The organism is Bacillus sp. C1 (assembly GCF_054570475.1).
Genome location: NZ_JBTMZT010000002.1, coordinates 788,946 through 813,395 on the forward strand (window position 1 = coordinate 788,946; position 24,450 = coordinate 813,395).

The 24,450-nt window shown below is 35.6% G+C and carries 29 protein-coding genes and 1 other annotated feature; of the genes, 16 read left to right on the plus strand and 13 right to left on the minus strand.

What is annotated here, in order from left to right:
• Positions 1 to 31 precede the first annotated feature (31 nt).
• Positions 32 to 1,129 carry an NAD(P)H-dependent flavin oxidoreductase gene (locus ACX5JI_RS10545; RefSeq protein ID WP_459500978.1) on the plus strand — a complete coding sequence of 366 codons (1,098 nt, stop codon included), beginning with the start codon at positions 32 to 34 and terminating at the stop codon, positions 1,127 to 1,129.
• 17 nt (positions 1,130 to 1,146) lie between these two features.
• On the opposite strand, the gene dltD is transcribed toward ACX5JI_RS10545, so the two are convergent.
• The 5 genes from dltD to ACX5JI_RS10570 form a co-directional block, all read right to left on the minus strand.
• Complete coding sequence (dltD, locus tag ACX5JI_RS10550) at positions 1,147 to 2,322, minus strand: D-alanyl-lipoteichoic acid biosynthesis protein DltD (RefSeq protein ID WP_459500979.1); 1,176 nt, start codon at positions 2,320 to 2,322, stop codon at positions 1,147 to 1,149.
• A complete protein-coding gene (dltC, locus tag ACX5JI_RS10555; protein WP_459500980.1) occupies positions 2,319 to 2,558 on the minus strand; it encodes a D-alanine--poly(phosphoribitol) ligase subunit DltC in 240 nt (79 codons plus the stop codon). The genes dltD and dltC overlap by 4 nt, the downstream gene beginning before the upstream one ends.
• 65 nt (positions 2,559 to 2,623) lie before the next feature.
• A complete protein-coding gene (gene dltB, locus ACX5JI_RS10560; protein WP_459500981.1) occupies positions 2,624 to 3,790 on the minus strand; it encodes a D-alanyl-lipoteichoic acid biosynthesis protein DltB in 1,167 nt (388 codons plus the stop codon).
• Entirely contained in the window at positions 3,787 to 5,301 is a 1,515-nt protein-coding gene (gene dltA / locus ACX5JI_RS10565) for a D-alanine--poly(phosphoribitol) ligase subunit DltA (protein ID WP_459500982.1), read from the minus strand. The genes dltB and dltA overlap by 4 nt, the downstream gene beginning before the upstream one ends.
• A gap of 12 nt (positions 5,302 to 5,313) precedes the next feature.
• Positions 5,314 to 5,460 carry a teichoic acid D-Ala incorporation-associated protein DltX gene (locus ACX5JI_RS10570; RefSeq protein WP_097895407.1) on the minus strand — a complete coding sequence of 49 codons (147 nt, stop codon included), beginning with the start codon at positions 5,458 to 5,460 and terminating at the stop codon, positions 5,314 to 5,316.
• Between the two features lie 285 nt (positions 5,461 to 5,745).
• Here ACX5JI_RS10570 and ACX5JI_RS10575 point away from each other — a divergent pair, with 285 nt between their 5' ends.
• From ACX5JI_RS10575 to ACX5JI_RS10590, 4 genes are all read left to right on the plus strand, one after another.
• A complete protein-coding gene (locus tag ACX5JI_RS10575; protein ID WP_459500983.1) occupies positions 5,746 to 6,924 on the plus strand; it encodes a M20 metallopeptidase family protein in 1,179 nt (392 codons plus the stop codon).
• A 383-nt stretch (positions 6,925 to 7,307) separates the two neighbouring features.
• Positions 7,308 to 7,754: a flavodoxin gene (locus tag ACX5JI_RS10580; protein ID WP_459501074.1), complete on the plus strand. Its 447-nt coding sequence runs from the start codon at positions 7,308 to 7,310 to the stop codon at positions 7,752 to 7,754.
• 24 nt (positions 7,755 to 7,778) lie between these two features.
• Positions 7,779 to 8,552, plus strand: coding sequence for a hypothetical protein (locus ACX5JI_RS10585; protein ID WP_459500984.1), 774 nt, complete (start codon positions 7,779 to 7,781; stop codon positions 8,550 to 8,552).
• Positions 8,553 to 8,655: 103 nt separating this feature from the next.
• Positions 8,656 to 8,817, plus strand: coding sequence for a hypothetical protein (locus ACX5JI_RS10590; RefSeq protein WP_459500985.1), 162 nt, complete (start codon positions 8,656 to 8,658; stop codon positions 8,815 to 8,817).
• Here the strand turns inward: ACX5JI_RS10590 and ACX5JI_RS10595 are convergent.
• A complete protein-coding gene (locus ACX5JI_RS10595) occupies positions 8,814 to 9,722 on the minus strand; it encodes an aminoglycoside phosphotransferase family protein (protein ID WP_459500986.1) in 909 nt (302 codons plus the stop codon). The genes ACX5JI_RS10590 and ACX5JI_RS10595 overlap by 4 nt on opposite strands.
• A gap of 107 nt (positions 9,723 to 9,829) precedes the next feature.
• Here ACX5JI_RS10595 and ACX5JI_RS10600 point away from each other — a divergent pair, with 107 nt between their 5' ends.
• Positions 9,830 to 10,354, plus strand: a complete 525-nt coding sequence (locus ACX5JI_RS10600) for a biotin transporter BioY (protein WP_459500987.1) — start codon at positions 9,830 to 9,832, stop codon at positions 10,352 to 10,354.
• Positions 10,355 to 10,442: 88 nt separating this feature from the next.
• Here the strand turns inward: ACX5JI_RS10600 and ACX5JI_RS10605 are convergent, their stop codons facing one another.
• The 3 genes from ACX5JI_RS10605 to ACX5JI_RS10615 all read right to left on the minus strand — a co-directional run bounded on the left by ACX5JI_RS10605 (position 10,443) and on the right by ACX5JI_RS10615 (position 12,212).
• Positions 10,443 to 10,592, minus strand: a complete 150-nt coding sequence (locus tag ACX5JI_RS10605) for a hypothetical protein (protein ID WP_459500988.1) — start codon at positions 10,590 to 10,592, stop codon at positions 10,443 to 10,445.
• 12 nt (positions 10,593 to 10,604) lie between these two features.
• Positions 10,605 to 10,781 (minus strand): 2-isopropylmalate synthase, encoded by a 177-nt coding sequence (locus ACX5JI_RS10610; protein ID WP_459500989.1) that lies wholly within the window; start codon positions 10,779 to 10,781, stop codon positions 10,605 to 10,607.
• Positions 10,782 to 10,847: 66 nt separating this feature from the next.
• Positions 10,848 to 12,212, minus strand: coding sequence for an MATE family efflux transporter (locus ACX5JI_RS10615; protein WP_459500990.1), 1,365 nt, complete (start codon positions 12,210 to 12,212; stop codon positions 10,848 to 10,850).
• 195 nt (positions 12,213 to 12,407) lie between these two features.
• Between ACX5JI_RS10615 and bacA the strand changes: the two genes are divergently transcribed.
• Positions 12,408 to 13,202, plus strand: a complete 795-nt coding sequence (bacA, locus tag ACX5JI_RS10620) for an undecaprenyl-diphosphate phosphatase (protein WP_459500991.1) — start codon at positions 12,408 to 12,410, stop codon at positions 13,200 to 13,202.
• Positions 13,203 to 13,227: 25 nt separating this feature from the next.
• Here bacA and ACX5JI_RS10625 read toward each other — a convergent pair whose 3' ends face one another.
• Both ACX5JI_RS10625 and ACX5JI_RS10630 read right to left on the minus strand, forming a co-directional pair.
• Positions 13,228 to 13,782 carry a thioredoxin family protein gene (locus tag ACX5JI_RS10625; RefSeq protein ID WP_459500992.1) on the minus strand — a complete coding sequence of 185 codons (555 nt, stop codon included), beginning with the start codon at positions 13,780 to 13,782 and terminating at the stop codon, positions 13,228 to 13,230.
• A 66-nt stretch (positions 13,783 to 13,848) separates the two neighbouring features.
• Positions 13,849 to 14,292, minus strand: coding sequence for a YrvL family regulatory protein (locus ACX5JI_RS10630; protein WP_459500993.1), 444 nt, complete (start codon positions 14,290 to 14,292; stop codon positions 13,849 to 13,851).
• A gap of 338 nt (positions 14,293 to 14,630) precedes the next feature.
• On the opposite strand from ACX5JI_RS10630, the gene ACX5JI_RS10635 reads away from it, so the two are divergent.
• The 3 genes from ACX5JI_RS10635 to ACX5JI_RS10645 all read left to right on the plus strand — a co-directional run bounded on the left by ACX5JI_RS10635 (position 14,631) and on the right by ACX5JI_RS10645 (position 17,415).
• The gene (locus ACX5JI_RS10635; protein WP_459500994.1) at positions 14,631 to 15,050 is read left to right on the plus strand and encodes a MarR family winged helix-turn-helix transcriptional regulator; all 420 of its coding nucleotides are present in this window, start codon (positions 14,631 to 14,633) and stop codon (positions 15,048 to 15,050) included.
• A gap of 234 nt (positions 15,051 to 15,284) precedes the next feature.
• Positions 15,285 to 15,440: an imidazoleglycerol-phosphate dehydratase gene (locus ACX5JI_RS10640; protein ID WP_459500995.1), complete on the plus strand. Its 156-nt coding sequence runs from the start codon at positions 15,285 to 15,287 to the stop codon at positions 15,438 to 15,440.
• 631 nt (positions 15,441 to 16,071) lie between these two features.
• On the plus strand, positions 16,072 to 17,415 hold the full coding sequence (locus ACX5JI_RS10645; protein WP_459500996.1) for a TrkH family potassium uptake protein: 1,344 nt from the start codon (positions 16,072 to 16,074) through the stop codon (positions 17,413 to 17,415).
• 33 nt (positions 17,416 to 17,448) lie between these two features.
• Here the strand turns inward: ACX5JI_RS10645 and ACX5JI_RS10650 are convergent, their stop codons facing one another.
• Complete coding sequence (locus ACX5JI_RS10650; RefSeq protein ID WP_459500997.1) at positions 17,449 to 17,820, minus strand: imidazole glycerol phosphate synthase; 372 nt, start codon at positions 17,818 to 17,820, stop codon at positions 17,449 to 17,451.
• A 288-nt stretch (positions 17,821 to 18,108) separates the two neighbouring features.
• Here ACX5JI_RS10650 and ytfJ point away from each other — a divergent pair, with 288 nt between their 5' ends.
• Both ytfJ and ACX5JI_RS10660 read left to right on the plus strand, forming a co-directional pair.
• Complete coding sequence (gene ytfJ / locus ACX5JI_RS10655; RefSeq protein ID WP_459500998.1) at positions 18,109 to 18,501, plus strand: GerW family sporulation protein; 393 nt, start codon at positions 18,109 to 18,111, stop codon at positions 18,499 to 18,501.
• 116 nt (positions 18,502 to 18,617) lie between these two features.
• Positions 18,618 to 18,707 (plus strand): hypothetical protein, encoded by a 90-nt coding sequence (locus ACX5JI_RS10660; protein WP_017152626.1) that lies wholly within the window; start codon positions 18,618 to 18,620, stop codon positions 18,705 to 18,707.
• 614 nt (positions 18,708 to 19,321) lie between these two features.
• Here ACX5JI_RS10660 and ACX5JI_RS10665 read toward each other — a convergent pair.
• Positions 19,322 to 19,561 carry a DUF3911 family protein gene (locus ACX5JI_RS10665; protein ID WP_459500999.1) on the minus strand — a complete coding sequence of 80 codons (240 nt, stop codon included), beginning with the start codon at positions 19,559 to 19,561 and terminating at the stop codon, positions 19,322 to 19,324.
• A 417-nt stretch (positions 19,562 to 19,978) separates the two neighbouring features.
• Between ACX5JI_RS10665 and ilvE the strand changes: the two genes are divergently transcribed.
• The 4 genes from ilvE (at position 19,979) to ilvC (ending at position 24,450) form a co-directional block, all read left to right on the plus strand.
• A complete protein-coding gene (gene ilvE / locus ACX5JI_RS10670; protein WP_459501000.1) occupies positions 19,979 to 20,875 on the plus strand; it encodes a branched-chain-amino-acid transaminase in 897 nt (298 codons plus the stop codon).
• A 24-nt stretch (positions 20,876 to 20,899) separates the two neighbouring features.
• Positions 20,900 to 21,129: a binding site (T-box leader), on the plus strand.
• Between the two features lie 73 nt (positions 21,130 to 21,202).
• Positions 21,203 to 22,903 (plus strand): acetolactate synthase large subunit, encoded by a 1,701-nt coding sequence (gene ilvB, locus ACX5JI_RS10675; RefSeq protein ID WP_459501001.1) that lies wholly within the window; start codon positions 21,203 to 21,205, stop codon positions 22,901 to 22,903.
• Positions 22,900 to 23,412: an acetolactate synthase small subunit gene (ilvN, locus tag ACX5JI_RS10680; protein ID WP_459501002.1), complete on the plus strand. Its 513-nt coding sequence runs from the start codon at positions 22,900 to 22,902 to the stop codon at positions 23,410 to 23,412. Before ilvB ends, ilvN begins: the two co-directional genes overlap by 4 nt.
• Before the next feature lie 27 nt (positions 23,413 to 23,439).
• Complete coding sequence (ilvC, locus tag ACX5JI_RS10685) at positions 23,440 to 24,450, plus strand: ketol-acid reductoisomerase (RefSeq protein WP_459501003.1); 1,011 nt, start codon at positions 23,440 to 23,442, stop codon at positions 24,448 to 24,450.

Here is a 24,450-nt window from a genome sequence, read left to right on the forward strand (position 1 = left end):
ATATAAGAGGAGGTAAGAAGGGAGAAGAACGATGTTTACAAGCAGAGTAACTGACATACTACAAATAAAATATCCAATTATTCAAGCAGGCATGGCAGGAGCGATTACGACACCAGAACTTGTTGCGGCTGTAAGTAATAGCGGTGGACTCGGAACGCTTGGGGCTGGTTATATGAGCCCCGAACAAATTCGTCAATCTATTTATAAGATACGAGAGTTAACAGATAAGTCGTTCGCAGTTAATCTGTTACTTACGAAAGAAATACAAATTGAAGAAGAAAAAGTACAAGCAGCTAGAAATGTGTTGGAACCGGTGCGAAAGGAATTAGGTATAGAGGAAAATCATGAGCCTTTGCAACTTCCAAAAGGTTATAAAAAGCAACTGCAAGTATTGATGGAAGAAAAAGTTCCAGTTGTAAGCTTTGCATTTCACACGTTAGAACAAGAAGAAATCGCATTATTGAAGAAAGAGAACACAAAAATAATTGGAACAGCTACAAATGTAGCAGAGGCGAAGGTACTTGCGGAATTAGGTGTTGATGTAATTGTCGGACAAGGCAGTGAAGCAGGCGGACACCGGGGAACTTTTATTGGGAAAGAACAAGATTCTATGATCGGTATATTCGCATTAATCCCACAAATAGTAGCCGCAGTACCACATATCCCAATCGTCGCGGCAGGAGGCATTATGAATGGCCAAGGCATGGTGGCAGCTTATGTATTAGGTGCAGAAGGCGTTCAAATGGGATCGGCCTTTTTAACGAGTGAAGAGAGTATTACACACGATGTATATAAAGAGGCAATATTACAAAGTACAGATACAAGTACAACTGTAACGAGAGCATTTTCTGGAAAATACGCACGAGGGATTCGTAATGTATTTATCGAGCAGCATGAGGGGAAAGAAGGTGGTCTCCCGATGTATCCAGTTCAAAATGTATTAACTTCTAAAATACGTCAGGAAGCAGCAAAGCAAAATAAAGGGGAATATATGTCCCTTTGGGCTGGACAAGCGTCTTCATTAGCAAGGGAAGACTCAGCAGAGAAAATTGTGGAACAGGTGGTGGAAGAAGTAAATGTAACGGTAAAAAAATTACAAGATGCATACATAAAAAGACCACTTGAATAATTCAAGCGGTCTTTTTATTAGTTAGTTTTATAAAACTGCTGGATGGCTTCGTCGATGTATACCCAGCCTTTCCATCCTAAGTGCATATGATCTTTTAAGAAGTACTTATCATACTCATGATTTGAGAAGTCAGCAATTGGATAGCCAGCTTGTTTAATTTGCTCATGAACTTTCGTATAGTATAATTCGCGTCGTTCTTTTGGGAAGCCAGCATAATCATACCATGGGCCTTTTACAGGCACAGAAATGAAGAGCGGTTTTGCACCTGCTTGTTTTAATAAATCAAGTGCTAGTTGTAAATCTTCGTATTCTGGAGATTTATCATAAGCATCATGTTTTAAATAACCTGCACGTTGCTTTAATTTCAGTTTAATTTTTTTATTGAAGTAATCGTCTTCAATACCATATTGATTAGATTTTGATTCTAATGCACCAGTTTGATCAGCGTGTTTACGTGCTTCTTCCCAGTTCATATTTTGTAATGAAGGGTCAAGGTGTTCTTTAGGTGCTTTAATTTTAAACATGATGTTAAATAAGTCTTTTCGATCTAAAATGTTACGATACAGATAAGCGAAAGGTTTAGTAGCAATTGCTTTTATTTTATGCTTTGTATCATCGTAGACAATGCCTTCTAAAGAAGTTTTTAACAATGTTTCTTTTTTTACAATCTCAAAGTTTAATAAACGCTTTGCAATTTGCTTTTTCATTTCAGGCTCTAAATCATTGTTAAAAATGAAATGGTAGCCTTGTTGTTTTGAAAAGTTGGGTGCAAAGTGTGTCTCATCAATTCCATGTGGTACAAACCATTGTGGTGAAAGAACAAAGACTAGTTTCTTATCTTTTAAATCATCCATTGTGGATGCGAAATTTAAAACATGAATAAGGTCTTGTGTTCCACCGCGACCGAGCAGGAATGGAGTAAAGCCTTCAGATTTTACTTTGAAGTAACTAGATGGATGATATGCATCTAGTCGTTTAAATTCCGATGAACCATACATCGGAAGATATTTCGGATCTTCTAACATTTTTTGCTGTAAAATCATACTTTGTATTTTTTCTTGTTCGCTGGAAGCAGCAGCTTGTTCTACTTTCTTATCACTTACAAGTGGAAGTAGGAAGCGTGTTGGAATAAGTAAGAATACAGCAAAAAGGGCCAATGCTAAGAGCATCGGTCCAAAAGTCGCTTTTTTCATCGGATCTCTTCCAACTTCTTAACGATCATGTTTGGTGTTGCCCACTCATCACGATCGAAATCAGAAATAGATACTTCAATCTCTAAACGTTCTTGGAATTCTACTAATAAAGATACTGTACCGAAAGAATCAAGGATACCTTCTTCAAATAATTGAACATCTGGATTTTCTTTTACAATATCATTTTCACAAACTTCTTCTAAAATATCTAATACTTGATCTTTAAATTCTGCCATTTTTAAAATCTCCTTTATATCCGGAATGTATTATGTGTAACTTCTTAGTTATAAGAAGCTATTCATTAGAAATATCTGTTTAGGTGACCAGAGAAGATTAGGAAACCGAAACATACGAAATGGAACGTGATCACAATTGCAAGGACATGCATGAATTTATTATTTGGCCAAAACTTATGCTTCTTATTTTTTCGCTCGAAAATATCAAACAAAATAAACAAAGCAGCATGATAGAGTCCGTAAATAATATACTGATACACGTGTGCACCTAAAATATGCCAAATCCCCATAATGAAAAAGTTTAAAAAGGCACCAATGTATGAAATGGTGTAGCGATTTTTAATTAACTTTTTCTTTGTTGCAAAAAAGACGAAGCGCATGTAAATAAAATCACGGAACCAGAACGATAAGCTCATGTGCCAACGGTTCCAAAAGTCTTTAATATTACGACTGATGAACGGTTTATTAAAGTTTTCTGGCGTTTTAATACCCATCATATAACTGACACCAATTACGAATGCGCTATAACCTGCAAAGTCGAAGAATAGGTATAAACTGTAACTATACATATAGATGGTATTAGAGAAAATGGTATCTTGATTTGCAAATACCGCATCAACGAAATACTTCTGTAGTAAATACGCGATAATAAATTTATACAAGAAACCTTGGAAAATACGGTTCATCCCTGTGTATAGTAACTTTTGATATTCTTCAGCACTTGGTGGTTTTTGAATATCCTTTTGGAATCTACGATAACGATCGATAGGTCCAGTTGAGATAGCTGGGAAGAACAAAACGAACTCCCAGAAATTAAAGAATGTAAGTTCTTTAATTAAACCATCACGAACCTCAAATACCATTTGTACAGCCCTGAATGTTACATAAGACATACCAGCAAATACAATGAATTTCAATTCAGGTACAAATGGTGCGATTTTTGTCAGAATTAGTGGCAAAATCGATAAAATAACAGCCATGTAAAACATGAACGTGCTATTTTTTTGTTTTCTTAATAATAAATAGCCTTTAATAAGGATGTATTGCCAAATAATAAATGCTCCTAACATCATCGCTTGCTTTGGTTTATCCGAGAAGATAATAGCAAGCATGACTAGTGTTAGAACAGCATTGTATTTACGCAACATTTTACCTTTTAATCCAGCTATGATAGTAGGTATTAATAAAATGCCTACTATAGCGAAAAAATAAAATGATCCATATGCGGTCATGCTGTAACCTCACTCAATAATTTTTTGCGATCTACCTTTCCATTTGGTGTCATTGGAATAGAAGATTGATACATGAACTTTCTTGGGATCATGTAATTTGGTAATCGCTCATTGAGTTCTTTTTTGATTGCAGATGTTAGTTTGAATTCTTTTTCAAACGAATGCTCTCCTGGCACAACAATCGCTAATAAGTAATCATATTTTTCACCTTTTTTAATTGGAATTACGACAGCTCCTTCTACGTAAGAGCAGCCACGAAGGTGATGTTCAATTTCTTCTAACTCCATTCGATAACCGTGTAATTTAATTTGGAAATCGAGACGACCATTATAGAAAAGAAGACCATTTTCTACATAGCCAGCATCTCCTGTTTTGTAGGCACGTTCGCCATCAATAACTGTAAATGCTTTTTCTGTTAATTCAGGGCTTCCTAAATAGCCAACACTAACGCTTGGACCAACGATTACAATTTCACCTTTTTCACCATCTGGTGCAATGCTGCCATCTTCTTTCATAATAAGAATGCGGCAATCAGACTTACAATACCCAACTGGAAGTGATTGATATGCATCAACAGTTTCTTGTGTAACATGAATACCTGTTACAGCTACAGTTGCTTCTGTTGGACCGTACGTATTCATAATTGTTGCTTTTGGGAAGCGCTCAATTAGTTTTCTTGCTACATCGTTTGATAATACTTCACCGCAGAATAAGAATGTTTTCATGTTTGGCAGCATACCTTCAGAGAAAGATGGCTCCATTAAACACATTTCTGCAAACGATGGTGTGGATGTCCAAACTTGTACATCTGATTGTTCTAAAGAAGCAAATAAATCTTTTGGACGTGCAATCATATCTTTGTCAATTGCCCAAAGCGTACCACCTGTTACTAATGATGGGTAAACATCCATTACAGATAAATCAAATGAGAAAGGTGCTTGGTTTAAGAATACTTGTCCTGTTTGTAAGTGGAAGTCTTCTACTGCCCATTTTGTAAAACTTACAAGACAATTATGCGTGATTTGTACACCTTTCGGATTGCCTGTACTCCCTGATGTGTAAATAATGTAGAAGTTTTCATCATCTTTTACCGCATGCGTAGGGTTTGGTGTTTTCCCTTTATGAGTAAAGAGAATATCTTTTAAGTTGTTTTCAGATACAGTGCGAACTGGTAAATCAGTTACTGCCACTTCTACTGGTGATAGAAGTAATTTCGCACCAGAACTTTCAGCAATACGTTGTACACGATCAGCTGGAATAGATAAATCTACTGGAATGTAAGCATGTCCGGCTTTGACACATGCTAAAAAGCTCATGATCATCTCTGGTTGCATATGGCCATAAACCATAATTGGTGAACGATCATCTGCATACTCGGAAGAAATCCAATGGGCTAACGCATCAGAGTCTTCCTTTAATTGTCTGTACGTAATTTTCGCATCTCGCCAAACGAAAGCGGTTTGGTCTGGAGTTTCAATCGCCCACTTTTCGATTTGTTCTAATAACTTCATAACGTTCCCACCCTAAAATTCATTGTAAATAAATGTGCTTGTGTTTGTATCATGGAATCCATACAACCAAAGCAAAGCAAATAAAATTGCCAGGTAATAAAAAGTTTTTGCAAACCATTGTATGAGTGGTCGAGACCATATCTCTTTTAATCTTTCCATGTCTTTCCCTCTCTTATGAAATAATAACTATATGTAGATATCATAACCTACATCATTGTGAAAAAAACAAAATTCCACATTTTAGGTAAAAATAAGATAAAAAGGCTCTTTTTTGATAGTAGCACTAAATACTAAAAAAGAAAATCCCTAACTTAACAATTATATTACATTCTACATGAATTTGTAATGGATTTGTTGTTTTACATGAGTAGGAAGAGTGTTCTCTGAAAAAGAAACCCGTAAGCAATTGCATTGAAATAAGCAATAAAAAGGAGGCCGTTAGGAATGGAGCGTTTGAACAAAGTGTGGCAAATATATGTGTCAGAGGAAAATATTATAAAGTGGCGGAGGCATCTTCATCAATTTCCTGAACTGTCCTTCCAGGAAGAAAAAACTTCACAATTTATATATGAAACACTGTGTTCATTTGCAAATTTTGAGGTGACAAGACCGACGCCATACAGTGTAATGGCAAAAAAAAAGGGGAGTAAGGCTGGAAAAGTAGTAGCAATTCGTGCAGATATGGATGCTTTGCCGATTCAAGAAGAAACATGTAAGTCGTATGCATCAACTATTTCAGGAGTTATGCATGCATGTGGACATGATGCGCATACTGCAATTTTATTAGGGACAGCAGAAGCAATCGCAAATATGAATGAAGAATGGGAAGGAGAAATTCGCCTTTTATTTCAGCATGCTGAAGAAGTGTATCCTGGTGGTGGGCAAGAAATGGTGGAAGCTGGTGTCATGGACGGTGTAGATTATATTATCGGACTACATGTCATGTCGGGGTTAGAAACTGGAAAGATTGGAATCGTATATGGTCCGATGATGGCTGCTCCTGATGTATTTACAATAGAAGTAAAAGGGAGAGGAGGCCATGCTGCTAGGCCAGAAGAAACGATAGATCCGATAGCAATTGGTGCACAAATCATTGCGAATTTACAACATATCGTATCTAGAAATACAAGCGCTTTTATGCAAAGAGTTGTTTCAATTACACAATTCCACGGGGGAACAGCAGATAATATTATTCCAAGTGCAGCATATTTGATGGGAACAGTTCGTTCTTTTGATCAAGCATTGAGAAAAGAAGCAGAAGAGAAGATCGAACAAATTGCTAAGGGAATTACAGAGGCACATGGTGCGGCGTACACGTATACATATCGCTATGGGTATGATCCGGTAATCAATGACCCGTTTATTACAAAAATAGTAGAAGAAAGTGCGGTAGAGTTGTTTGGAAAAGAGAGAATTGTAAAACTCGCTCCTTCAATGGGAGGAGAAGACTTCTCTGCATACTTAAGAAAAGCACCAGGATGTTTTATTAAATTAGGAACTGGAAATGAGAAAATCAATACTTGTTATCCTCACCATCATCCAAAATTCGATGTGGATGAGTCCGCTTTAATTGATGGGGCAGAGTTATTTTTACAAGCGACAATGAAGTTACTACAAGCTTGAAAATAAAAAAGGCAACTGCGCCTATCGCAGTTGCTTTTATTTCTTTCCGTTAGAGAGGAATGAGAAAGAACTATGCTCATTTATAGTATATGAAACGTTGGCGGACAAGCTTGTGCCTTTTCATTATTTTTTTTAAAAAAAATCATTGACTTTGATAATCATTTTCAATTAATCTAAACATACAGTCAGAATTGATAATTATTATCAGCGGATTAATAGGCCTTAGGATGAATGAAAGAGATGAAAAAATATTCCGTTTGTGACAAAGGGAATTTTAAAATAAAGATATGGAATGGCAATGGCGTGTAATTCGTGCTGAATATGTAGATGAGAAGAAAACAAATAATACAGAAAAAATATACATAATTAAGGGAGAGAGTCAATTGAGTAAATTAGTAATGGTTTTTGCAAGTATGAGTGGAAATACAGAGGAGATGGCTGATCATATAGCTGGAGCGATTCGTGAAACAGGAAATGAGATTGAAGTCATTGACATTATGACGACACCAGAGGCTTCTATATTAGAAGAATATGATGGAATTATTTTAGGGGCGTATACGTGGGGAGATGGTGAACTTCCTGATGATTTCTTAGATTTTTATGATGAGATGGATGAAATTCATTTAACTGGTAAAAAAGCAGCGGTATTTGGTTCTTGTGATTCTGCATATCCGAAATATGGAGTAGCTGTTGATATTTTAGAAGAAAAATTACGAGAGCGTGGTGCTGAAGTTGTACTAGAGGGGCTAAAAGTGGAATTAACACCAGAAGATGAAGATGTAGAGAAGTGTCTTCAATTTGGTACTGAATTTGTAAAAAACCTTTCTTAAATGGTGAGAGGGAGATGAAGATAGGTGCAGGGGAAAATAGCAATTAAAACGATGACAGATTATCATTTATATGATTTTATGCGTTGTCCACATAAGTTTTATTTTCGTCATATAAAAAGAAGAGAACCTTCTTCATTTGAATGGCAACAAATGGTGCAAGCGATTGTAAATCAAATTATTAGTGACTATTACACGTCACCACCAGAAAGACAAAGTACAGTTTTTTTGTTAGAGTTGTTGGAAAAACATTGGCATAAAGTACAGATTCGTATGTTTGCTTCTAAAGCAGAATACTATATTGTTTTGGCGAAATTAACGGACCATTTATTGAAATTTGTGAAAAATGAAGTGAGTAAAAGGCTACCTTTATTTTTATATGAGAAGTTTCAAACATATATGGAGGAACTAGGAGTGGGCATTTCATTAACGTTTGAAGTTGGTGAGTGGTCCTCGCAATCGTTTGTAATCAAAAAATATGTTATTGATGCAAATGAAGAGATGCTTGCACTTTGTCAAAAGTTAACGGCTGTTTTTAGCTATAAAGCTTTTGGAATTCTCCCTGAAAGAATTGAAATTGTTAATTTAATAGAAGGAATTAAGTATGATTATGTTCCAAAAGAGCAAGATATTATGGACGGAATGAACGATTTATATAGAATGAAAGAGCTGTTACAGCAACCAAAGCTGTATACAGAACGAACATTTCGTCCTGAGTGTATTGGATGCGCTTTTCGTAATGAATGTAAAGTAGACGAAGTGCAACATGCAACAATTCAAAACCATTCAATAATTCATTAAAAAAGGGTGCAAAATTTGCATCCTTTTTTGTTATTGACATGAAAAGCATTTCATCATTTATGTTACGTATGTAAAGTGAGAATAGAAAATGGAGGGATAATCAGTGGGAAATGAAACAAGAGTATTTCAATGGTTAAAAGAACAACAAGCTCCTTTTTGGATTCAATTACAAATTTTGCAGGCGTTTCAAATGTATAAGCTAATTGTAGAAATGGATAAAAAATTAATGAGATACGAGGAAAATGAAACAAGGGAAAGAAGTTAATTCGTTCCCTGAAGCATAGTTTGTAAACCTGTTAGATTCTTTTTTATTTCCTGTTCATTATTTGTTTCAAAGCTATATACAAGGGTGTGGAGCAATGGACTATATTGATAAAATCGAATGACCCGTTTCAAAAAAGATGAATCATGATGAGGAGTGCAGTTGCAGTACTGTTTATAAACGTCATTTGTAAAATCACTACCAAAATCATTATATAATCCAGCAAAGTCAAATGCAGAATCTCCAATTTGGGCATCACCAAAATCGATAATACCAGTAATGCTTCTTTTCTCCTCATCAAATAAAATATGATGATGCGTGAAGTCAGCGTGGATCATTGTTCTTTTGAAATCAGATGCACGCACCTGTTCAAAAAAGCCTTCGAAGAAACCATTAAAAGCATTTCTTTCTATTGATGTAAGTATGTGTGAGAGAGAATCATACAATTTTAATTGAAGTTGTCGCCAATATGAGATAGATTTCTCAGCAACAAACCCCCATTCTGTCGCCTCTTCTATTGGAATGGTATGTAAAGAAGCGAGAAAGGTGGCGAGCTGTGTGGTAATTGTTTTACGATCTTGTACAGTCAATCTTTCTATTATCTTTCTTGTTAATGGCTTTCCGTGAATGAGTTTATAGTAACTACAAAATGGAATGCAATCTGATTCGCTTTTATACAAAACATTGTATTTGGGGACTTCTATCTTTTGTAATGATTGAGAAAGTGCTTCGCATAGTTGTTTTTCGCGAGGTATTCGCTCTGCATACTCCGCTTTACGTGGGAAGCGGAAGAGCCATTCATGATTCATAATAATCGCTACATTATCCCATCCGTTCTCATTTTGTTCATAAGAGTGTATGGTGGTATTCGGTAGTGCTTGTTGTATATATTGTTTGTAAGAGTACATATATTTTTCCTCATTTCTCCCTTAAATAAGTTAGGTTAATTTCATAATAACAGAATTTTCTATCTTTGTGATAAAATAAGATAAATGACTTATAGAAAGGGTATATGATGCGAAATAAAAACAAAAAAGTAGCAATGATGATTTTGATCTTGTTCGTTTGCATCTTGTTTTTAGGAATATATAAAATGCAAGCTTTTGCGAAATTTAAGCCGAAAAGTCAGTATCAAATATGTGACGAATTAAAGAGAAAAGAAGTAGAACAGTTAACTTTTGATGAAAAGAAAAGAATCGGAGAGTATCTTGTTACAGCACAGTTATCTATTTTTTCTCTTCATGATAAAGAGAAGATAAAAAAGATAGGACTGGAAATCTTTGCAGAAGATAATAAAGAGAGTGGTTATAGACAACTCATGAGAAACTATTATCCGAATCGTTTTCATACGTTAGAATATAGATTTTCTAATGAAGAAATATGTGAAGAAATGGATGAAAGTTTTACTTACTGTGCTATAGCATATGTTTCGGGTATGGAGAATGGTAAGAGAGGGGAAATGAGTTTAAACTTTAAAATGAGGATTGTAAAAGAGAATGAAACGTTTAAGATTGCAGGGCAGCGGCAGTATGTAGAATAAAATGTCCCCAGAAGCAGGGGACATTTTTGTTTGTAACAATATGTTAGTAGAAGTCTCCTTCCTCAAGTACGTGTAGGGAAGGAGATCTTCATAGGTTCTCATTTTGTTGGCCAATTTCTTTTTTTGCGATTTCTAAATTTCCTTGTTCTACTTGTTTATGCACATTTACAGAATCGCCTGCATAACCTTTTTCTGCTTTTACAACTCTTTTAGAAAAGATGGAAGATTGTTTGGTCATATAATTCCCCTTTCATTTAAAGTAGACGAAAATAATAAGTACAAGTAATATTGCGCCAAAAATACTAATTCCAATTAAAAAGGACGTGTTTTTATATTGAGGTGGTTGATGAATATCTTGTCTGTATCCAGGTGAGATTTCAGGAGCGAACTCCTCATTATAGGGTTTCTGTTTTTTCTTTTCATCCATAGGCTCACACCTTTCTTTTTCATTATGTTACACGTTTGAATGGGAACTATGCATGAAAAAAAGTCACTATAATGAGTGACTTTTTTTCGCTGTATATTTACGTTGTACTTGAAAGAGACGAACAAGCAGAAAGGTGGCTCCAAATGCGAGTCCGATAATAAGACCGATCCAATACCCTTTCGCTGCCCAAGAAGTGTAGGTTGCAAATATATAACCGAGTGGTAAACCGATGACCCAGTAGGAAATAAGTGTAATAATTAAGGTAACATTCACATCTTTATAACCACGGAGTGCCCCTTGTACTGGAGTGGCAATTGCATCTGAGATTTGAAATAAAATCGCAAAAATGAGAAATTCTTTTGCTAAATCATGAACAACAATATTTGTTGTATAAATAGATGCAATTTGATCATCAAAGAAAAAGAGTAGGATGGAGTATAGTAAGGCGAAAGCAAGTGCCAAACCAATTCCAATAAAACTATATTGTTTGGCATTTGTATAGCGATTCGCGCCCACTTCAAAACCAACTGCAATTGTCATCGCCATCGCTAAGCTTAAAGGTGTCATATATAAAAGTGAAGCAAAATTCATCGCTGCTTGATGTGCAGCAATTGTTGTTGTATTAAAATTACTCATCATGAGTGTTACCGCAGCGAAAATACTTGTTTCAAAAAAGATGGCAAATCCGATAGGTACCCCAAGTTTTAATAATTCTTTCCAGCTTGAAAGAGAAAGTCGGTATAAGCGTTTGAAAATGCCAAAAGATGCAAATGGTTCCTGCATGCGGATAATAACAATCGTAATAAATAAAATACACCAATATGTTGCTGTAGAAGCAATTGCTGCACCAACGCCTCCTAGTTTCGGAAAGCCGAAATGACCGAAAATAAGTAAATAGTTTAAAATGACGTTAATAGGTAAGGAAAGCAGTGTAATAAGCATTGTTGTACGTGTTTTGCCTAATGCATCAATAAACCCACGTAATACAGTATAGACAAATAAAGGAATGATACCAATTGCAATAATGTTTAAAAATTGAGCAGCGATGTGTTCAACCTGTTCTTCTAAATGCATACCTTTTAAAATTGGTGAAACGACAAAGAAACCGATAAGAATAACAAGTAAACTAACTGCGACAGCTAAATACACAGCTTGTATGACGATATGAGGAACTTTCTCTTTTTGTTTTGAGCCAACAAGTTGGGCGATAATAGGGGTAGTAGCCATTAAGATTCCTGTTAATCCAGTACTTACAGGAATCCATATACTTGTTCCAATTGCGACGCCCGCTAAATCAGTAGCACTCGCATGTCCTGACATTGTTGTATCAAAAAAGCTCATCGCAAATAAAGACATTTGTGTTACAAAAATCGGGAAAAATAGTAATACAAATTGTTTTATTTTTTGTAAGAATGAATGTGTTTCTTTCATAAAAGCTCCTTTCTATGTAGAACCAAACTCTTTCTATCATACAATTGAATAAGAAAATAGAAAAGAAATATACATATGTGAATATATTGTTATATTTTGAAGGAATAAAAAAAACAGATGCACTTTGAAAATGGATAAGGTATTATGATAAGGTGTGAAAAAAAGTAAATATAAGGTATTAAGGAGGCACTACTCGTGGCTGATTGGTTAATTGGTTTAATCATGGGAGCTGTTGAAGGATTAACGGAATTTTTACCAGTTTCTTCAACGGGACACATGATTTTAACAGGACATTTAATTGGATTCGATGATGAGAGAGCGAAAGTATTTGAAGTTGTCATCCAATTGGGATCGATTTTAGCAGTTGTTGTTGTATTTTGGAAACGTTTATGGTCATTAGTTGGGATTGGAAAGGTAACACAAGGGCCATCTTTAAACTTATTACATATCATTATCGGTATGATTCCGGCGGGAGTACTTGGTGTTTTATTCCACAGTAAAATTAAAGAAGTTTTATTTGGAACAGGACCTGTTGTTATTAGTTTAGTTGTTGGTGGTATTTTAATGATTGTTGCTGAGAAATTTTCAAGACCAAGTACAGCAAAAACATTAGATGAAATCACGTATAAACAAGCATTTACAATTGGTATGTTCCAATGTTTAGCATTGTGGCCAGGTTTTTCACGTTCTGGGTCTACAATTAGTGGTGGATTACTAGCTCGTGTATCTCATACAGCAGCTGCTGAATATACATTTATTTTAGCAGTACCAATGATGGTTGCAGCGTCAGGGTTAGATTTAATTAAAAGCTGGGACGTATTAAGTTCGGCAGATATTACATTATTTGTAAGTGGCTTTATTACAGCATTCCTTGTTGCGATGCTGGCGATTGTTTCATTCTTAAAATTATTAGCTCGTGTAAAGTTAACACCATTTGCTTATTATCGCTTTATTTTAGCAGCGGTGTTCTATTTCTTCATTATGTCATAAGAAAAACTGCCGAAATGGCAGTTTTTTATTTTACGATTTTTTTAATCATATCTTCCAGAACATGTTCCCAAAGTGAAGTGTCATCAGCTAATGTAGCACGGAAATTCGCATACATTTCTTTCTGTTTTTCTTCAAATTGTGGATCGTCTTTTTCTGGTAACGTAGCACGCATTGCGGTTACTAGTTCTTGTACTTTTGGAGCACGTGGTCCCCAAACAGCTTGTTCTTTCCCATCCTTATCGATGAAAATAAAGATTGGAATAGCACGTGCTGTTCCGTTCGTTAAATATTGATCCATTAGTTCTAAATTTTCATCACGAATGAGTAGGTTCATTTCAATATTGGAAACTTCACAAATACGTTTCATAACGGGTACGCAAAGAAGGGCGTCCCCGCACCAATCAGCAGTTAGAACAATCACACGCCATCCGTCATTTTGACGCTCTTCTAACACAGGAAGTAGTTCGTTCGGAATTAAAAAGTTATTATAAATATGTAGTAATTCATACTGGTTTACAGTCATGTTATTTACGTATGTATCAAAGGACATGCCTTTATCAGCCCATTGTTGTAATGTCATAAGTAACACCTCTTTCGTATATTTTGCTTTTATTGTATCAATTTTTATAGAGAAAAGCTTGTAATTTTACTCTTTCTTTTTGTTATCAGTAGGCCATGCTTTATCCAAAATAAAAAAGACAAGAACAATAAGTAGTTCGGCTCTATTTGAAATCAAAACACTTTCCATCCAATCATCTGCAGTATGAATAGCAAGCCAATTAAGTGAAATTTCTATGAGAGAAAAAGATGAGAAAGACATCCATTTTGGTGTGTGTTCGAGCAGGGGTGTTAAAAGTACTTTGAAAAATATCATTAAGAAACTACTAATGCCATTTAGTATGAGAGTTAATAAAAAAAAGAGAAATAGTGCAGTTCGCGATGTATATTCGACACCAATGAGACGAAAAACGCCGACAGATACAAAGAAGATAAAGGTGATAGCAATAATGATAAGAAGGGTAATACTACTTATAGCGATTGTTTTATCTTTTTTACTTAGATCAGAAAATTTTTCTTCATTTAAATTCATTATAATCCTCTTGATCATTCAATTTATAAAATAGGGTATTTTTTACAATTTATTATAGCATGATAAAGCAAAAAGGGTGCGACAAATCGCACCCTTTTTGCGGCTGATGTGAGTTTCAGCGTGTTAGAAAAGCAACCTGTATCATTTATTTCCAAATAGATAATAAATGATACGTGATCTAGTGAATAACAGTTTTTTCTAGTATTTTTTTGTATGAAAGAAGTGAATCCGATATGAGGGATTTTATAAGGAAAAAAGATGACAAAATGTAAAATATAAGGTAATATAATTCATATAGTTTTTATTTAACTATATGAATTAAAAGGGAGATGTAAACGTTGTCTCATAATCGTGAACAATTAATGGAGGATTTATCTACAAATGTTTTTGCTATGTTTCGTTCATTGCGGAATGATATTGGGAAAATTTTTGGAGATTATATACCTTGGAACGAGTTCCTTGTGCTCCGCATATTAAATCGTAATGAAAAAGAGATGGTTTCTCGTGTAGCAAATGAACTACATGTATCAAACAGCCATATTACAGCTGTTACAGAAAAGTTGATTAATAAAGGTTTTGTGACGCGTTCTCGTTCTCTATCCGATCGTCGTGTTGTATATTTGGAAATTACGGAACAAGGAAAAGAGTTAGTAATAAAGATGGAATTGGCGAAAAAACAGTATTTAAAAGAAAGATTTTCAGCCCTATCTGAAGAAGAAATGCATCTAATGATATCTATTTCGAAAAAGCTTATATAGAAAGAAGCTGTATGAACTATAGCTAATAGAGAATCCTTCCTTGTCTTTGGAGGATTTTTTTATTTATCCTGCGATTTGCGGGAAGCGGGCTGCCCGTAAAAGCCTGATTGGTGAGGATTGATTAAAGTTTCATTTTATATGAAATGAAAAATCAAAATGTGTTACATAGAAGAATGTTATGTGTATGATTACGACAAGAAAGACATACTAACAATGATGAAAGGGGGGAGAATGATGAGTAACCGTAACGGAAGTCAGGGAAGTGGCAATCAAGGTTCACCAAAATCAGGACAATTCCAACAAGAGTTTGGTTCGGAAATTACAACTGGTAATGATAATAAAGGGAAAGAATACCGTTCGAAAAAAGGAAGTAAATCAAAAAAGGAGTGAATCTATTCACTCTTTTTTTGTTGGGAAATTTGAATGGTATTCTAATATAAAAAAATAGGTCATCTTGTTAATACAAGATGACCTGGGAAGGGGACAATTTATGTCAATTTTAATTAGGGATGGAAGCTGTTTGAGACACTGGGGAATGTCTCATTATTAGGGAGGACAGCTTCGATAGTTATAATATAAAAGATAAATGTGACTTCAATGTGAACTTGAAGTGAAAGGTATGGGGATTTTAGAAATATGTTGATCATGGTAGATAAGGAATGGAAAAGCAGCTAAGTATTTTCTTAGGAAACAGTAAGAATGATTAGGAGCACATTGGTGAAATAAGGATAAGGAACAAAAATAGTCAAAAAACTGTGTTTTTGTATGTAGAATTAGTTTGGTAAACGAATGAATACTAGTTCAATGATTGTGAAAATAAAAGTTGAAATATAGGAAAAAAAGGATTATGCTCAACTATATTATAAGAGTATAAAGATTTATCCATACGAATAAATTCGCTCTAAAAGTGTGAGGAATGGAAAAAGTTAGGTGGTAATTTACTTTCCGTAAGATTTTGCTTATTGAAAACGAGTTATTATCGTAAGGATAGTTGTTTTACTTTATTAAGGGAGTTAATGAGATGGAAACAACAAAAAAACAAGGGTTTTATAATCGTATAATACGATTAAGTCCGCCGCAAATTTTAGCAATGGGCTTTTTTTGTTTAATTGTTGTCGGGGGAATGTTATTGAAATTACCATTCGCGACAAAAGAGTCGATTAGTTGGGTGGATGCATTTTTTACCGCAACATCGGCAGCGACAGTAACTGGTTTAGGAGTAGTAGATACCGCTAGTACTTTTACAATGTTTGGTCAAATTATCATTATGTTGTTAATTCAAACAGGTGGACTCGGATTAATGACGATTGCTATTTTAATTGTTTGGGTACTAGGGAAGAAAATTGGACTTCGTCATCGATTATTAATTGGGGAAGCGTTTAATCAAACGAATATAGGCGGACTTGTAAAGTTAGTGAAACGAGTTTTTGTTTTTTCAATTTGTATTGAGTTAGTAGGAGTCTTTTTTTTATCTATTCGATTTATTCCGGAATTTGGTTTTGGTAAAGGATTATATTACAGTATTTTTCACGTTATCGCCTCTTATAATAATGCAGGGTTTGCGCTATGGCCAGATAATTTAACAAGGTATGTAGGGGACCCTATTATTAATATTGGGATTTGTTCTTTAATTGTTACAGGTGGTTTAGGATTTACAGTGTTAATTGATATATGGTATAGCCGTAGTTTTCAGAAACTATCACTTCATTCGAAAATTATGATTGTTGGAACAGTAGCGTTTAATGTTATTGCGATGATTGTAATTTTTATATTAGAGTATAACAATGTGAAAACACTAGGACCCCTATCTTTCAGTGAGAAGTTATGGGCTTCGTTTTTCCAAGGAATTACACCGAGAACTGCAGGATTTAATACGGTTGATTATGGAGGAATGGAAGAAACTTCGATCTTGTTTACGATGATTTTAATGTTCATAGGTGCAGGAAGTGTTTCAACAGGTGGAGGAATTAAGTTAACGACGTTTGTCATTTTAATTACATCGGTCATTTCCTTTTTTAGAAAGAAAGAAGACTTTGTTTTATTCCATCGTACAATTAAAATATCGACAGTAACGAGAGCTTTAGCCATTGCTGTTGCTAGTCAAATTCTTATTTTGGTATCAGTATTTTTATTGATGCTTACAGAGAAATTCAGTTTTATTCAACTATTATTTGAAACAATTTCAGCTTTTGGTACGGTTGGATTGACGATGGGAATTACAGCAAAGTTATCAGCGGTTGGAAAATGTATTATTATGTTTGTTATGTTTTGTGGGTTAGTTGGTCCATTAACGCTTGTATTTTCTCTAGCGCGACCAGCAAAACAAAAAATTCGATATCCATCAGAGGATGTTTTTACAGGATAAGGTATCTCGCAAAGGGCGAGATACCTTTTTTCTTTAAAAGAGCGAGAACAATAAACCAATAATTGCCATGCGGAATAAGAGAGCGACAAGTGCAGCAATCCCACCTACAATAGCTGCGATCCCACCAGTTACAGTAGCTCCGCGATTATATGCATAAATACCAAGTAAAACGGAAACAAGTCCAAAAAGTGTAGGGAATGTAAAGAGAGACAATACAGCAAGAGCGAGTGCGATAAAACCAGCAGTTGACCCCGCTGTATTTGATTTTACTTCATCTACTTCGTCTCTATCGTTATAGTTGATATGCTGAGGAGCAACTTCGGCCGCGTATTCTTCCTTATAATCGCCTTGTTTCGCTCGACTTCGTTCATTATATTTATCAGTCAAAATAATCTTTCCTTTCATTACAAGATTCATTAGTAGTATATATATTTTTTTCTTTTTTATCCGGTCAGAAATCGCTAGTTATAGTATTACTTAAAAATATAAAGATTTCGGAGGAATTCGGTTAATTCTCCATTGATCCCGATGATACTGCACTGGACTGAAACGAAGGATAGCTATACTGTCTTTAGAGTCTAGGGATAAGAAAGTTGATGGTAGAACAGTGACTTTGTGAATTGTAAAACTTGGTATGAGTTCCTCTATTTTGGAAAGTATAAAAAGAACTAAGAGGAAAAGGTGGTTTAAATGATGGAACATCCGATTGAAAATTTAATGAAAACTGCGATGACAAATTTAAAAGAGATGGTTGATGTAAATACAATTGTTGGAAGTCCTGTTTCAACAGCGGACGGAAATGTCGTTTTAACTGTCTCAAAAGTTGCTTTTGGGTTTGGGGCAGGTGGAAGTGATTTTAAAGGAGAGTTCAAAAATGTTGTGGGACAAGGACAACAAAAAGAGGTGAAACAAGTGCATCCGTTTGGCGGTGGAAGTGGTGCAGGAGTTTCAATTGCTCCGGTTGCGTTTTTAGTAGTGGGATCGAGTGGTGTACAAGTGCTACATTTACATAGTGGGACACACTTGATTGAAAAGGCTTTGAATACAGTTCCAAGTACTGTGGATAAGTTTATAAGTGGTCGTTAAAAAGTAAAGTTGCATTTTTTAGGAATTATGATATATTAGAAAAAGTGTGCTTATGGATAATAAATGTAAATTTGAACTTTAATATATATGATTTGTAAAATGAGGGAGAGGTAGTTATGATTAATATCAAGGATTTTACTGTCGGCTTATGTATGCTGGTGAGCGGATTCGTTGTGTATGTAGTAAAAGAAAAGGCTCCATTCTAAAACAGACAGATTGTGATGTCTGTTTTTAATTTTCAAGAAAACATTGACGGATTTGTTTTTAAGTGTTAAGATTTTAATTCGTGTCTCGGTTCAAGCTAGTATATATTGAATATTTCTTACAAGTGTAACGTGAAAAGTTTGCGAAAGATCGGGTAATTTTACTAACAACTTTTGTGAATAAACCCAAAAAGTTGTGTTTGTAAGCTTATACACATACTAGTATATCAAGGAGCGGTCAGAGGAACCGTATTGATGAGAGAGAGGTAGGGCTTTCATCCAGTATATGTTACTTTCCCGTCAGGTGAATATAAAGAGAAAAGTCTCCTTAATAAAAAGGAGGCTTTTCTTTTTGGTAAATTTTCGCATGTAGTAGTCGTATCATTTTTTAAATCTGTTTGTGATTGGATAGTACATTTCATATATAAATCCAATTAATTTTTTAACATTTAAATTGAGGCTATGAAGAATAGACAGAGGCTTCCGCTCATTTTCTCCTTCTGTTTTTACATGGCATGGGGATAAAACTGGTACTGACCGCTTCTATGCATGGCCGGATTCTCTCACCCACCTGAAAAGAATGATTTGATGTTACTTTTTTAATTTGAATTTATATATTAGTCGTTATACACACCAGTAAGCATTTGACTGACAAACTGATCATTTAATTGATCTTGAGTAGAATCTTCATTCGATTGGATATCAACCAATGCGGTGAAATTGTTATTTTGTTCTTCATTTGGATATACCTCTACGTAATTGCTAAATTTACACAGGCCTTTTGTATCCATTAAATCAAATAGTTGTAACATTTCTACTACCTCTTGTCTTGTTCCTTTAATTTGTACACACGCCATATTATTTTCCTCCTTCATTTGACAATTTGTTTTTTTTAAATAGGATTATGAAAGTTACATGAAAAATATGATTGTTACTTTTATACAATGTTATTCTATTTTACTTTTCCTCCTTTGCCATTAAAATTCGTTTTTATTCTTGTATATATAAAATTGGACGTTCGTTTATTGAATACAATAGATTCGCACCGTTTGACAAAAATCCTTCTTCTAAACAAATATTTTTTACGATGAAAAATGACGGAAAAAATTTTTTGATATTTTGTAAACGGTAACAATATTGATAGGTCAATGTACAAGAGGTTGTACATAAATTTAAAAATTAAAAATTTTCTAAAAATTAACTTGATTTATTTAAAAAGGAGAGTAAACTAGGAAACAATAAAAAATTTAAAGAATATAGGGAGGCGCTTTGAAGTGAATGAGCAATGGATTTTCTTAAATGGAGAATTTGTTCAAAAAGATGAAGCAAAAGTTTCAGTATACGATCATGGTTATTTATATGGGGATGGGGTGTTTGAAGGAATTCGTGTCTATAGTGGAAATGTCTTCCGTCTTAAGGAACATCTTATTCGTTTATACGAGTCTGCAAAATCCATTATGTTAGAAATTCCATATACGTTAGAAGAAGTAACAGCAATTGTTGTCGAGACGATTCGTCAAAATAAGCTATCGAACGGATACATCCGTTTAGTAGTATCAAGGGGGGCAGGCAATCTTGGGTTAGATCCTGATTCTTGCTTGAAACCGAATGTAGTTGTAATTGCAGAACAGTTATCTCTATTTCCGTCTGAATATTATGAAAAGGGGATACCGGTTGTGACGGTTGCAACACGTCGAAATCGTCCGGACGTATTAACGCCACAAGTAAAGTCTTTAAACTATTTAAATAATATTTTAGTTCGAATTGAAGCAAAGCTTGCTGGTGTGCAAGAAGCGCTTATGTTAAATGAACAAGGTTATGTTGCAGAAGGATCTGGTGATAACGTGTTTATTGTAAAAGGTAATAAATTAATTACACCGCCAAGTTCTGCAGGAGCATTAGAAGGTATTACAAGAAATGCTATTTTAGAAATTGGAGAAAAGCTTGGGTATGACGTAAGAGAAGAATTATTTACAAGACACGATGTATATGTAGCTGATGAAGTGTTTTTAACAGGAACTGCAGCTGAAGTTATTGCGGTTACGACAGTTGATGGAAGAACAATTGGGACTGGGAAAACGGGTTTACATACAAATCGCTTATTAGAAGAGTTTCGTAAATTAGTTGTAGAAGATGGAGAGAAGATTTACCAAGAGAATCAAGTTGGATAATAGCAGTGTAATTCATTATAAATTTGTAAAGCGTTAATAGGGAGGAGTAGTTGATTGTGAAGCCTCACAGAGAGTCGGTGGTTGCTGGAAACCGATGGTTCACGTCGACGAACATCGCCCTTGAGTGCTAAGCTGAAGCATTTGTCTAGGCTTAGACGGTGGCTCCGTTATTAGCTAGACTCATCCCCTGAGTCACTGAGGCAAGGGTTGTTCTTGCAAAGAAGGGTGGTACCGCGAAATCTTTCGTCCCTTCAGCACATAGCTGGAGTGTGGACGTAGGATTTTTTTATTGTAAAAAAACGATTTTCAAGGAGGTTCATAAAAGAAATGTCTTCAAAAACGGAAGAGAAGATGGCAACTGGTGCACAGCTATTGTTAGAAGCGTTAGGAAAAGAAGAGGTAGAAGTTATTTTTGGTTATCCAGGTGGTGCTGTTTTACCGCTTTATGATGCAATTTATGATTGCGAAATTCCTCATATTTTAGCAAGACATGAACAAGGGGCGATTCATGCAGCAGAAGGATACGCACGAGTTACAGGAAAGCCTGGTGTTGTTATTGCGACAAGTGGTCCTGGTGCGACAAATGTAATTACTGGTCTTGCAGATGCAATGATGGATTCATTACCTCTTGTTGTTTTCACAGGTCAAGTAGCTACAACGTTGATTGGGAGTGATGCTTTCCAAGAAGCGGATATTATGGGGCTTACGATGCCGGTAACAAAACATAATTATCAAGTGCGCAGAGCATCGGATTTACCAAGAATTATTAAAGAGGCATTCCATATTGCAACAACGGGTCGACCAGGTCCGGTTGTTATCGATCTTCCGAAAAATATGGTAGTGGAAAAAGGGGAGCGATGTAGTGACGTCCAAGTAGATTTACCAGGATATCAACCAAACTATGAGCCGAATCTATTGCAAATTAACAAACTATTACAAGCGATTGAGATTGCTGAGAGGCCGTTAATTTTAGCTGGAGCGGGTGTATTGCATGCGAAAGCCACGCAAGAATTAACAGGTTTTTCCCGAATGTACAGTATACCTGTTGTTCATACACTTCTTGGATTAGGGGGATTTCCACCAGATGATCCGTTATTTCTAGGAATGGGGGGAATGCACGGTTCGTATACAGCGAATATGGCTTTGTACGAATGCGATTTACTCATAAATATCGGAGCAAGGTTTGATGATCGGCTTACAGGGAATTTAGAGTATTTTGCTAAAGAGGCGACCGTTGCACATATTGATATTGATCCAGCAGAGATTGGAAAAAATGTTCCGACAGAAATTCCGATTGTAGCTAACGCTCAGCATGCTTTAAAGGCACTAATTTCCTGTAAAGGCGAGAAGAAAAATCATAGGGCATGGCTATCGCTTTTGGAAACAAGAAAAGTACAATATCCTTTTTCATATGATCAAGATTGTGATGAAATTAAACCGCAAGCAGCAATTGATATGCTATATGAAATTACAAAAGGAAAAGCAATTGTTACAACAGATGTTGGTCAGCATCAAATGTGGGCTGCACAATATTATCCGCTGAAAGACCCAGATAGGTGGGTAACATCAGGGGGACTTGGCACAATGGGATTTGGATTTCCAGCTGCCATTGGTGCGCAAATTGCAAAGCCGAATGAATTAGTTGTAGCGATTGTTGGCGATGCTGGTTTTCAAATGACATTACAAGAACTTAGTGTATTGAAAGAACATTCCTTGCCAGTTAAAGTTTTGATTTTAAATAATGAAGCTTTAGGGATGGTAAGGCAGTGGCAAGATGAATTTTATAACAAAAGATATTCGCATTCTTTGCTTTCTTGTCAACCTGACTTTGTAGCACTGGCGAAGGCGTATGGACTAAAAGGGATTCGCATTGAAAATCCATTGTTAGCAAAAGAGCAGTTACAATACGCGCTTACTTTACAAGAGGCGATTGTAATTGATTGCAGGGTACTGCAGTCGGAAAAAGTGATGCCGATGGTTGCTCCTGGAAAAGGTGTTCACCAAATGGAGGGGGTGAAAAAACGATGAGAAGGATTGTTACGGCAACCGTTCGAAATCAAAGTGGGGTATTGAACCGGATTACAGGTGTTATGACGAGGAGGCACTTTAATATCGAAAGTATTTCGGTTGGACATACAGAATCATCTGATGTTTCGCGAATGACATTCGTTGTTCATGTTGAACGTGAGCAACAAGTGGAGCAATTGATTAAACAACTGCATAAACAAATTGATGTGTTAAAAGTCTCTGATATAACAGAAGAAGCAATGATCGCAAGAGAGCTCGCTCTTATTAAAGTAGCGACAACAAGTGTATCCAGAACAGAATTATATAGTTTAATTGAACCGTTCCGAGCTGCTGTAATAGATGTTGGGAAGGATTCCATTGTTGTGCAAGTAACGGGTACACAAGAGAAAGTAGAAGCGTTAATTGAGCTAATGCGACCATATGGCTTAAAAGAAATTGCTAGAACTGGTGTTACTGCATTTACGCGAAGTATGAAAAAACAAGATAAACAAATTATGTTAATTCATTAATCATTTAAATATAGGAGGAGAAAGAAAATGGCAAAAGTTTATTATGAGAAAGATGTAGCGGTAAATGTACTAAAGGGCAAGAAAGTAGCAATTGTTGGATATGGATCGCAAGGGCATGCCCATGCACAAAACTTACGTGATAACGGTTTTGATGTAGTAATTGGACTAAGGAAAGGGAAATCGTGGGAAAAAGCGAGAGAAGATGGTTTTTCTGTATATTCAGTGGCAGAGGCAACAAAATTTGCGGATGTAGTGATGATTTTACTTCCTGATGAACTACAACCGGAAGTGTATGAAGCAGAAATTGAAGCAAATTTACAAGCTGGAAATGCACTTGTGTTTGCACATGGATTTAACGTTCATTTTAATCAAATTACACCACCAAAAGAGGTAGATGTATTTCTAGTAGCTCCAAAAGGACCAGGTCATTTAGTGCGCCGCACGTTTACTGAAGGGGGCGCGGTTCCAGCTTTATTTGCTGTATATCAAGACGCGACAGGAGTAGCAACTGAAAAAGCTTTATCCTATGCAGATGGAATTGGGGCAACAAGGGCTGGTGTATTAGAAACGACATTTAAAGAAGAAACAGAAACGGATCTATTTGGAGAACAAGCGGTACTGTGCGGAGGGGCTACTGCACTTGTAAAGGCAGGATTTGAAACATTAGTAGATGCTGGTTACCAACCAGAACTTGCCTATTTTGAATGTTTACATGAACTAAAGCTCATTGTTGATCTTATGTATGAAGGTGGTCTTGAAAATATGAGATATTCTGTTTCGGACACAGCACAGTGGGGAGATTTTGTATCAGGGCCACGTATTGTAACGGAACATACGAAGAAAGCGATGGGGGAAGTGTTGAAAGAGATTCAAGATGGTACATTTGCAAAAGGCTGGATTGCGGAGCATAAAGCAGGAAGACCGCATTTTCATGCAACAAATAAGAAGGAGAATGAGCATCAAATTGAAGTTGTTGGACGTAAATTACGTGAAATGATGCCGTTTGTGCAACCGAAAGTAAAGGCAGAGGTTAAATGA

What these genes read in the sequence shown, in the direction of transcription:
- ilvN (WP_459501002.1), top strand. Translation starts at nt 22,900, where the DNA reads ATGAGAAGGATTGTTACGGCAACCGTTCGAAATCAAAGTGGGGTATTG.
- ACX5JI_RS10630 (WP_459500993.1), bottom strand. Translation starts at nt 14,292, where the DNA reads ATGAATTTAAATGAAGAAAAATTTTCTGATCTAAGTAAAAAAGATAAA.
- dltD (WP_459500979.1), bottom strand. Translation starts at nt 2,322, where the DNA reads ATGAAAAAAGCGACTTTTGGACCGATGCTCTTAGCATTGGCCCTTTTT.
- dltC (WP_459500980.1), bottom strand. Translation starts at nt 2,558, where the DNA reads ATGGCAGAATTTAAAGATCAAGTATTAGATATTTTAGAAGAAGTTTGT.
- ACX5JI_RS10660 (WP_017152626.1), top strand. Translation starts at nt 18,618, where the DNA reads ATGATTAATATCAAGGATTTTACTGTCGGCTTATGTATGCTGGTGAGC.
- ACX5JI_RS10545 (WP_459500978.1), top strand. Translation starts at nt 32, where the DNA reads ATGTTTACAAGCAGAGTAACTGACATACTACAAATAAAATATCCAATT.
- ACX5JI_RS10570 (WP_097895407.1), bottom strand. Translation starts at nt 5,460, where the DNA reads ATGGAAAGATTAAAAGAGATATGGTCTCGACCACTCATACAATGGTTT.
- dltA (WP_459500982.1), bottom strand. Translation starts at nt 5,301, where the DNA reads ATGAAGTTATTAGAACAAATCGAAAAGTGGGCGATTGAAACTCCAGAC.
- ACX5JI_RS10605 (WP_459500988.1), bottom strand. Translation starts at nt 10,592, where the DNA reads ATGACCAAACAATCTTCCATCTTTTCTAAAAGAGTTGTAAAAGCAGAA.
- dltB (WP_459500981.1), bottom strand. Translation starts at nt 3,790, where the DNA reads ATGACCGCATATGGATCATTTTATTTTTTCGCTATAGTAGGCATTTTA.
- ACX5JI_RS10595 (WP_459500986.1), bottom strand. Translation starts at nt 9,722, where the DNA reads ATGTACTCTTACAAACAATATATACAACAAGCACTACCGAATACCACC.
- ilvC (WP_459501003.1), top strand. Translation starts at nt 23,440, where the DNA reads ATGGCAAAAGTTTATTATGAGAAAGATGTAGCGGTAAATGTACTAAAG.
- ACX5JI_RS10615 (WP_459500990.1), bottom strand. Translation starts at nt 12,212, where the DNA reads ATGAAAGAAACACATTCATTCTTACAAAAAATAAAACAATTTGTATTA.
- ACX5JI_RS10640 (WP_459500995.1), top strand. Translation starts at nt 15,285, where the DNA reads ATGAGTAACCGTAACGGAAGTCAGGGAAGTGGCAATCAAGGTTCACCA.
- ACX5JI_RS10645 (WP_459500996.1), top strand. Translation starts at nt 16,072, where the DNA reads ATGGAAACAACAAAAAAACAAGGGTTTTATAATCGTATAATACGATTA.
- ACX5JI_RS10665 (WP_459500999.1), bottom strand. Translation starts at nt 19,561, where the DNA reads ATGGCGTGTGTACAAATTAAAGGAACAAGACAAGAGGTAGTAGAAATG.
- ACX5JI_RS10610 (WP_459500989.1), bottom strand. Translation starts at nt 10,781, where the DNA reads ATGGATGAAAAGAAAAAACAGAAACCCTATAATGAGGAGTTCGCTCCT.
- ACX5JI_RS10650 (WP_459500997.1), bottom strand. Translation starts at nt 17,820, where the DNA reads ATGAAAGGAAAGATTATTTTGACTGATAAATATAATGAACGAAGTCGA.
- ACX5JI_RS10575 (WP_459500983.1), top strand. Translation starts at nt 5,746, where the DNA reads ATGGAGCGTTTGAACAAAGTGTGGCAAATATATGTGTCAGAGGAAAAT.
- ilvB (WP_459501001.1), top strand. Translation starts at nt 21,203, where the DNA reads ATGTCTTCAAAAACGGAAGAGAAGATGGCAACTGGTGCACAGCTATTG.
- ACX5JI_RS10600 (WP_459500987.1), top strand. Translation starts at nt 9,830, where the DNA reads ATGCGAAATAAAAACAAAAAAGTAGCAATGATGATTTTGATCTTGTTC.
- ytfJ (WP_459500998.1), top strand. Translation starts at nt 18,109, where the DNA reads ATGGAACATCCGATTGAAAATTTAATGAAAACTGCGATGACAAATTTA.
- ACX5JI_RS10625 (WP_459500992.1), bottom strand. Translation starts at nt 13,782, where the DNA reads ATGACATTACAACAATGGGCTGATAAAGGCATGTCCTTTGATACATAC.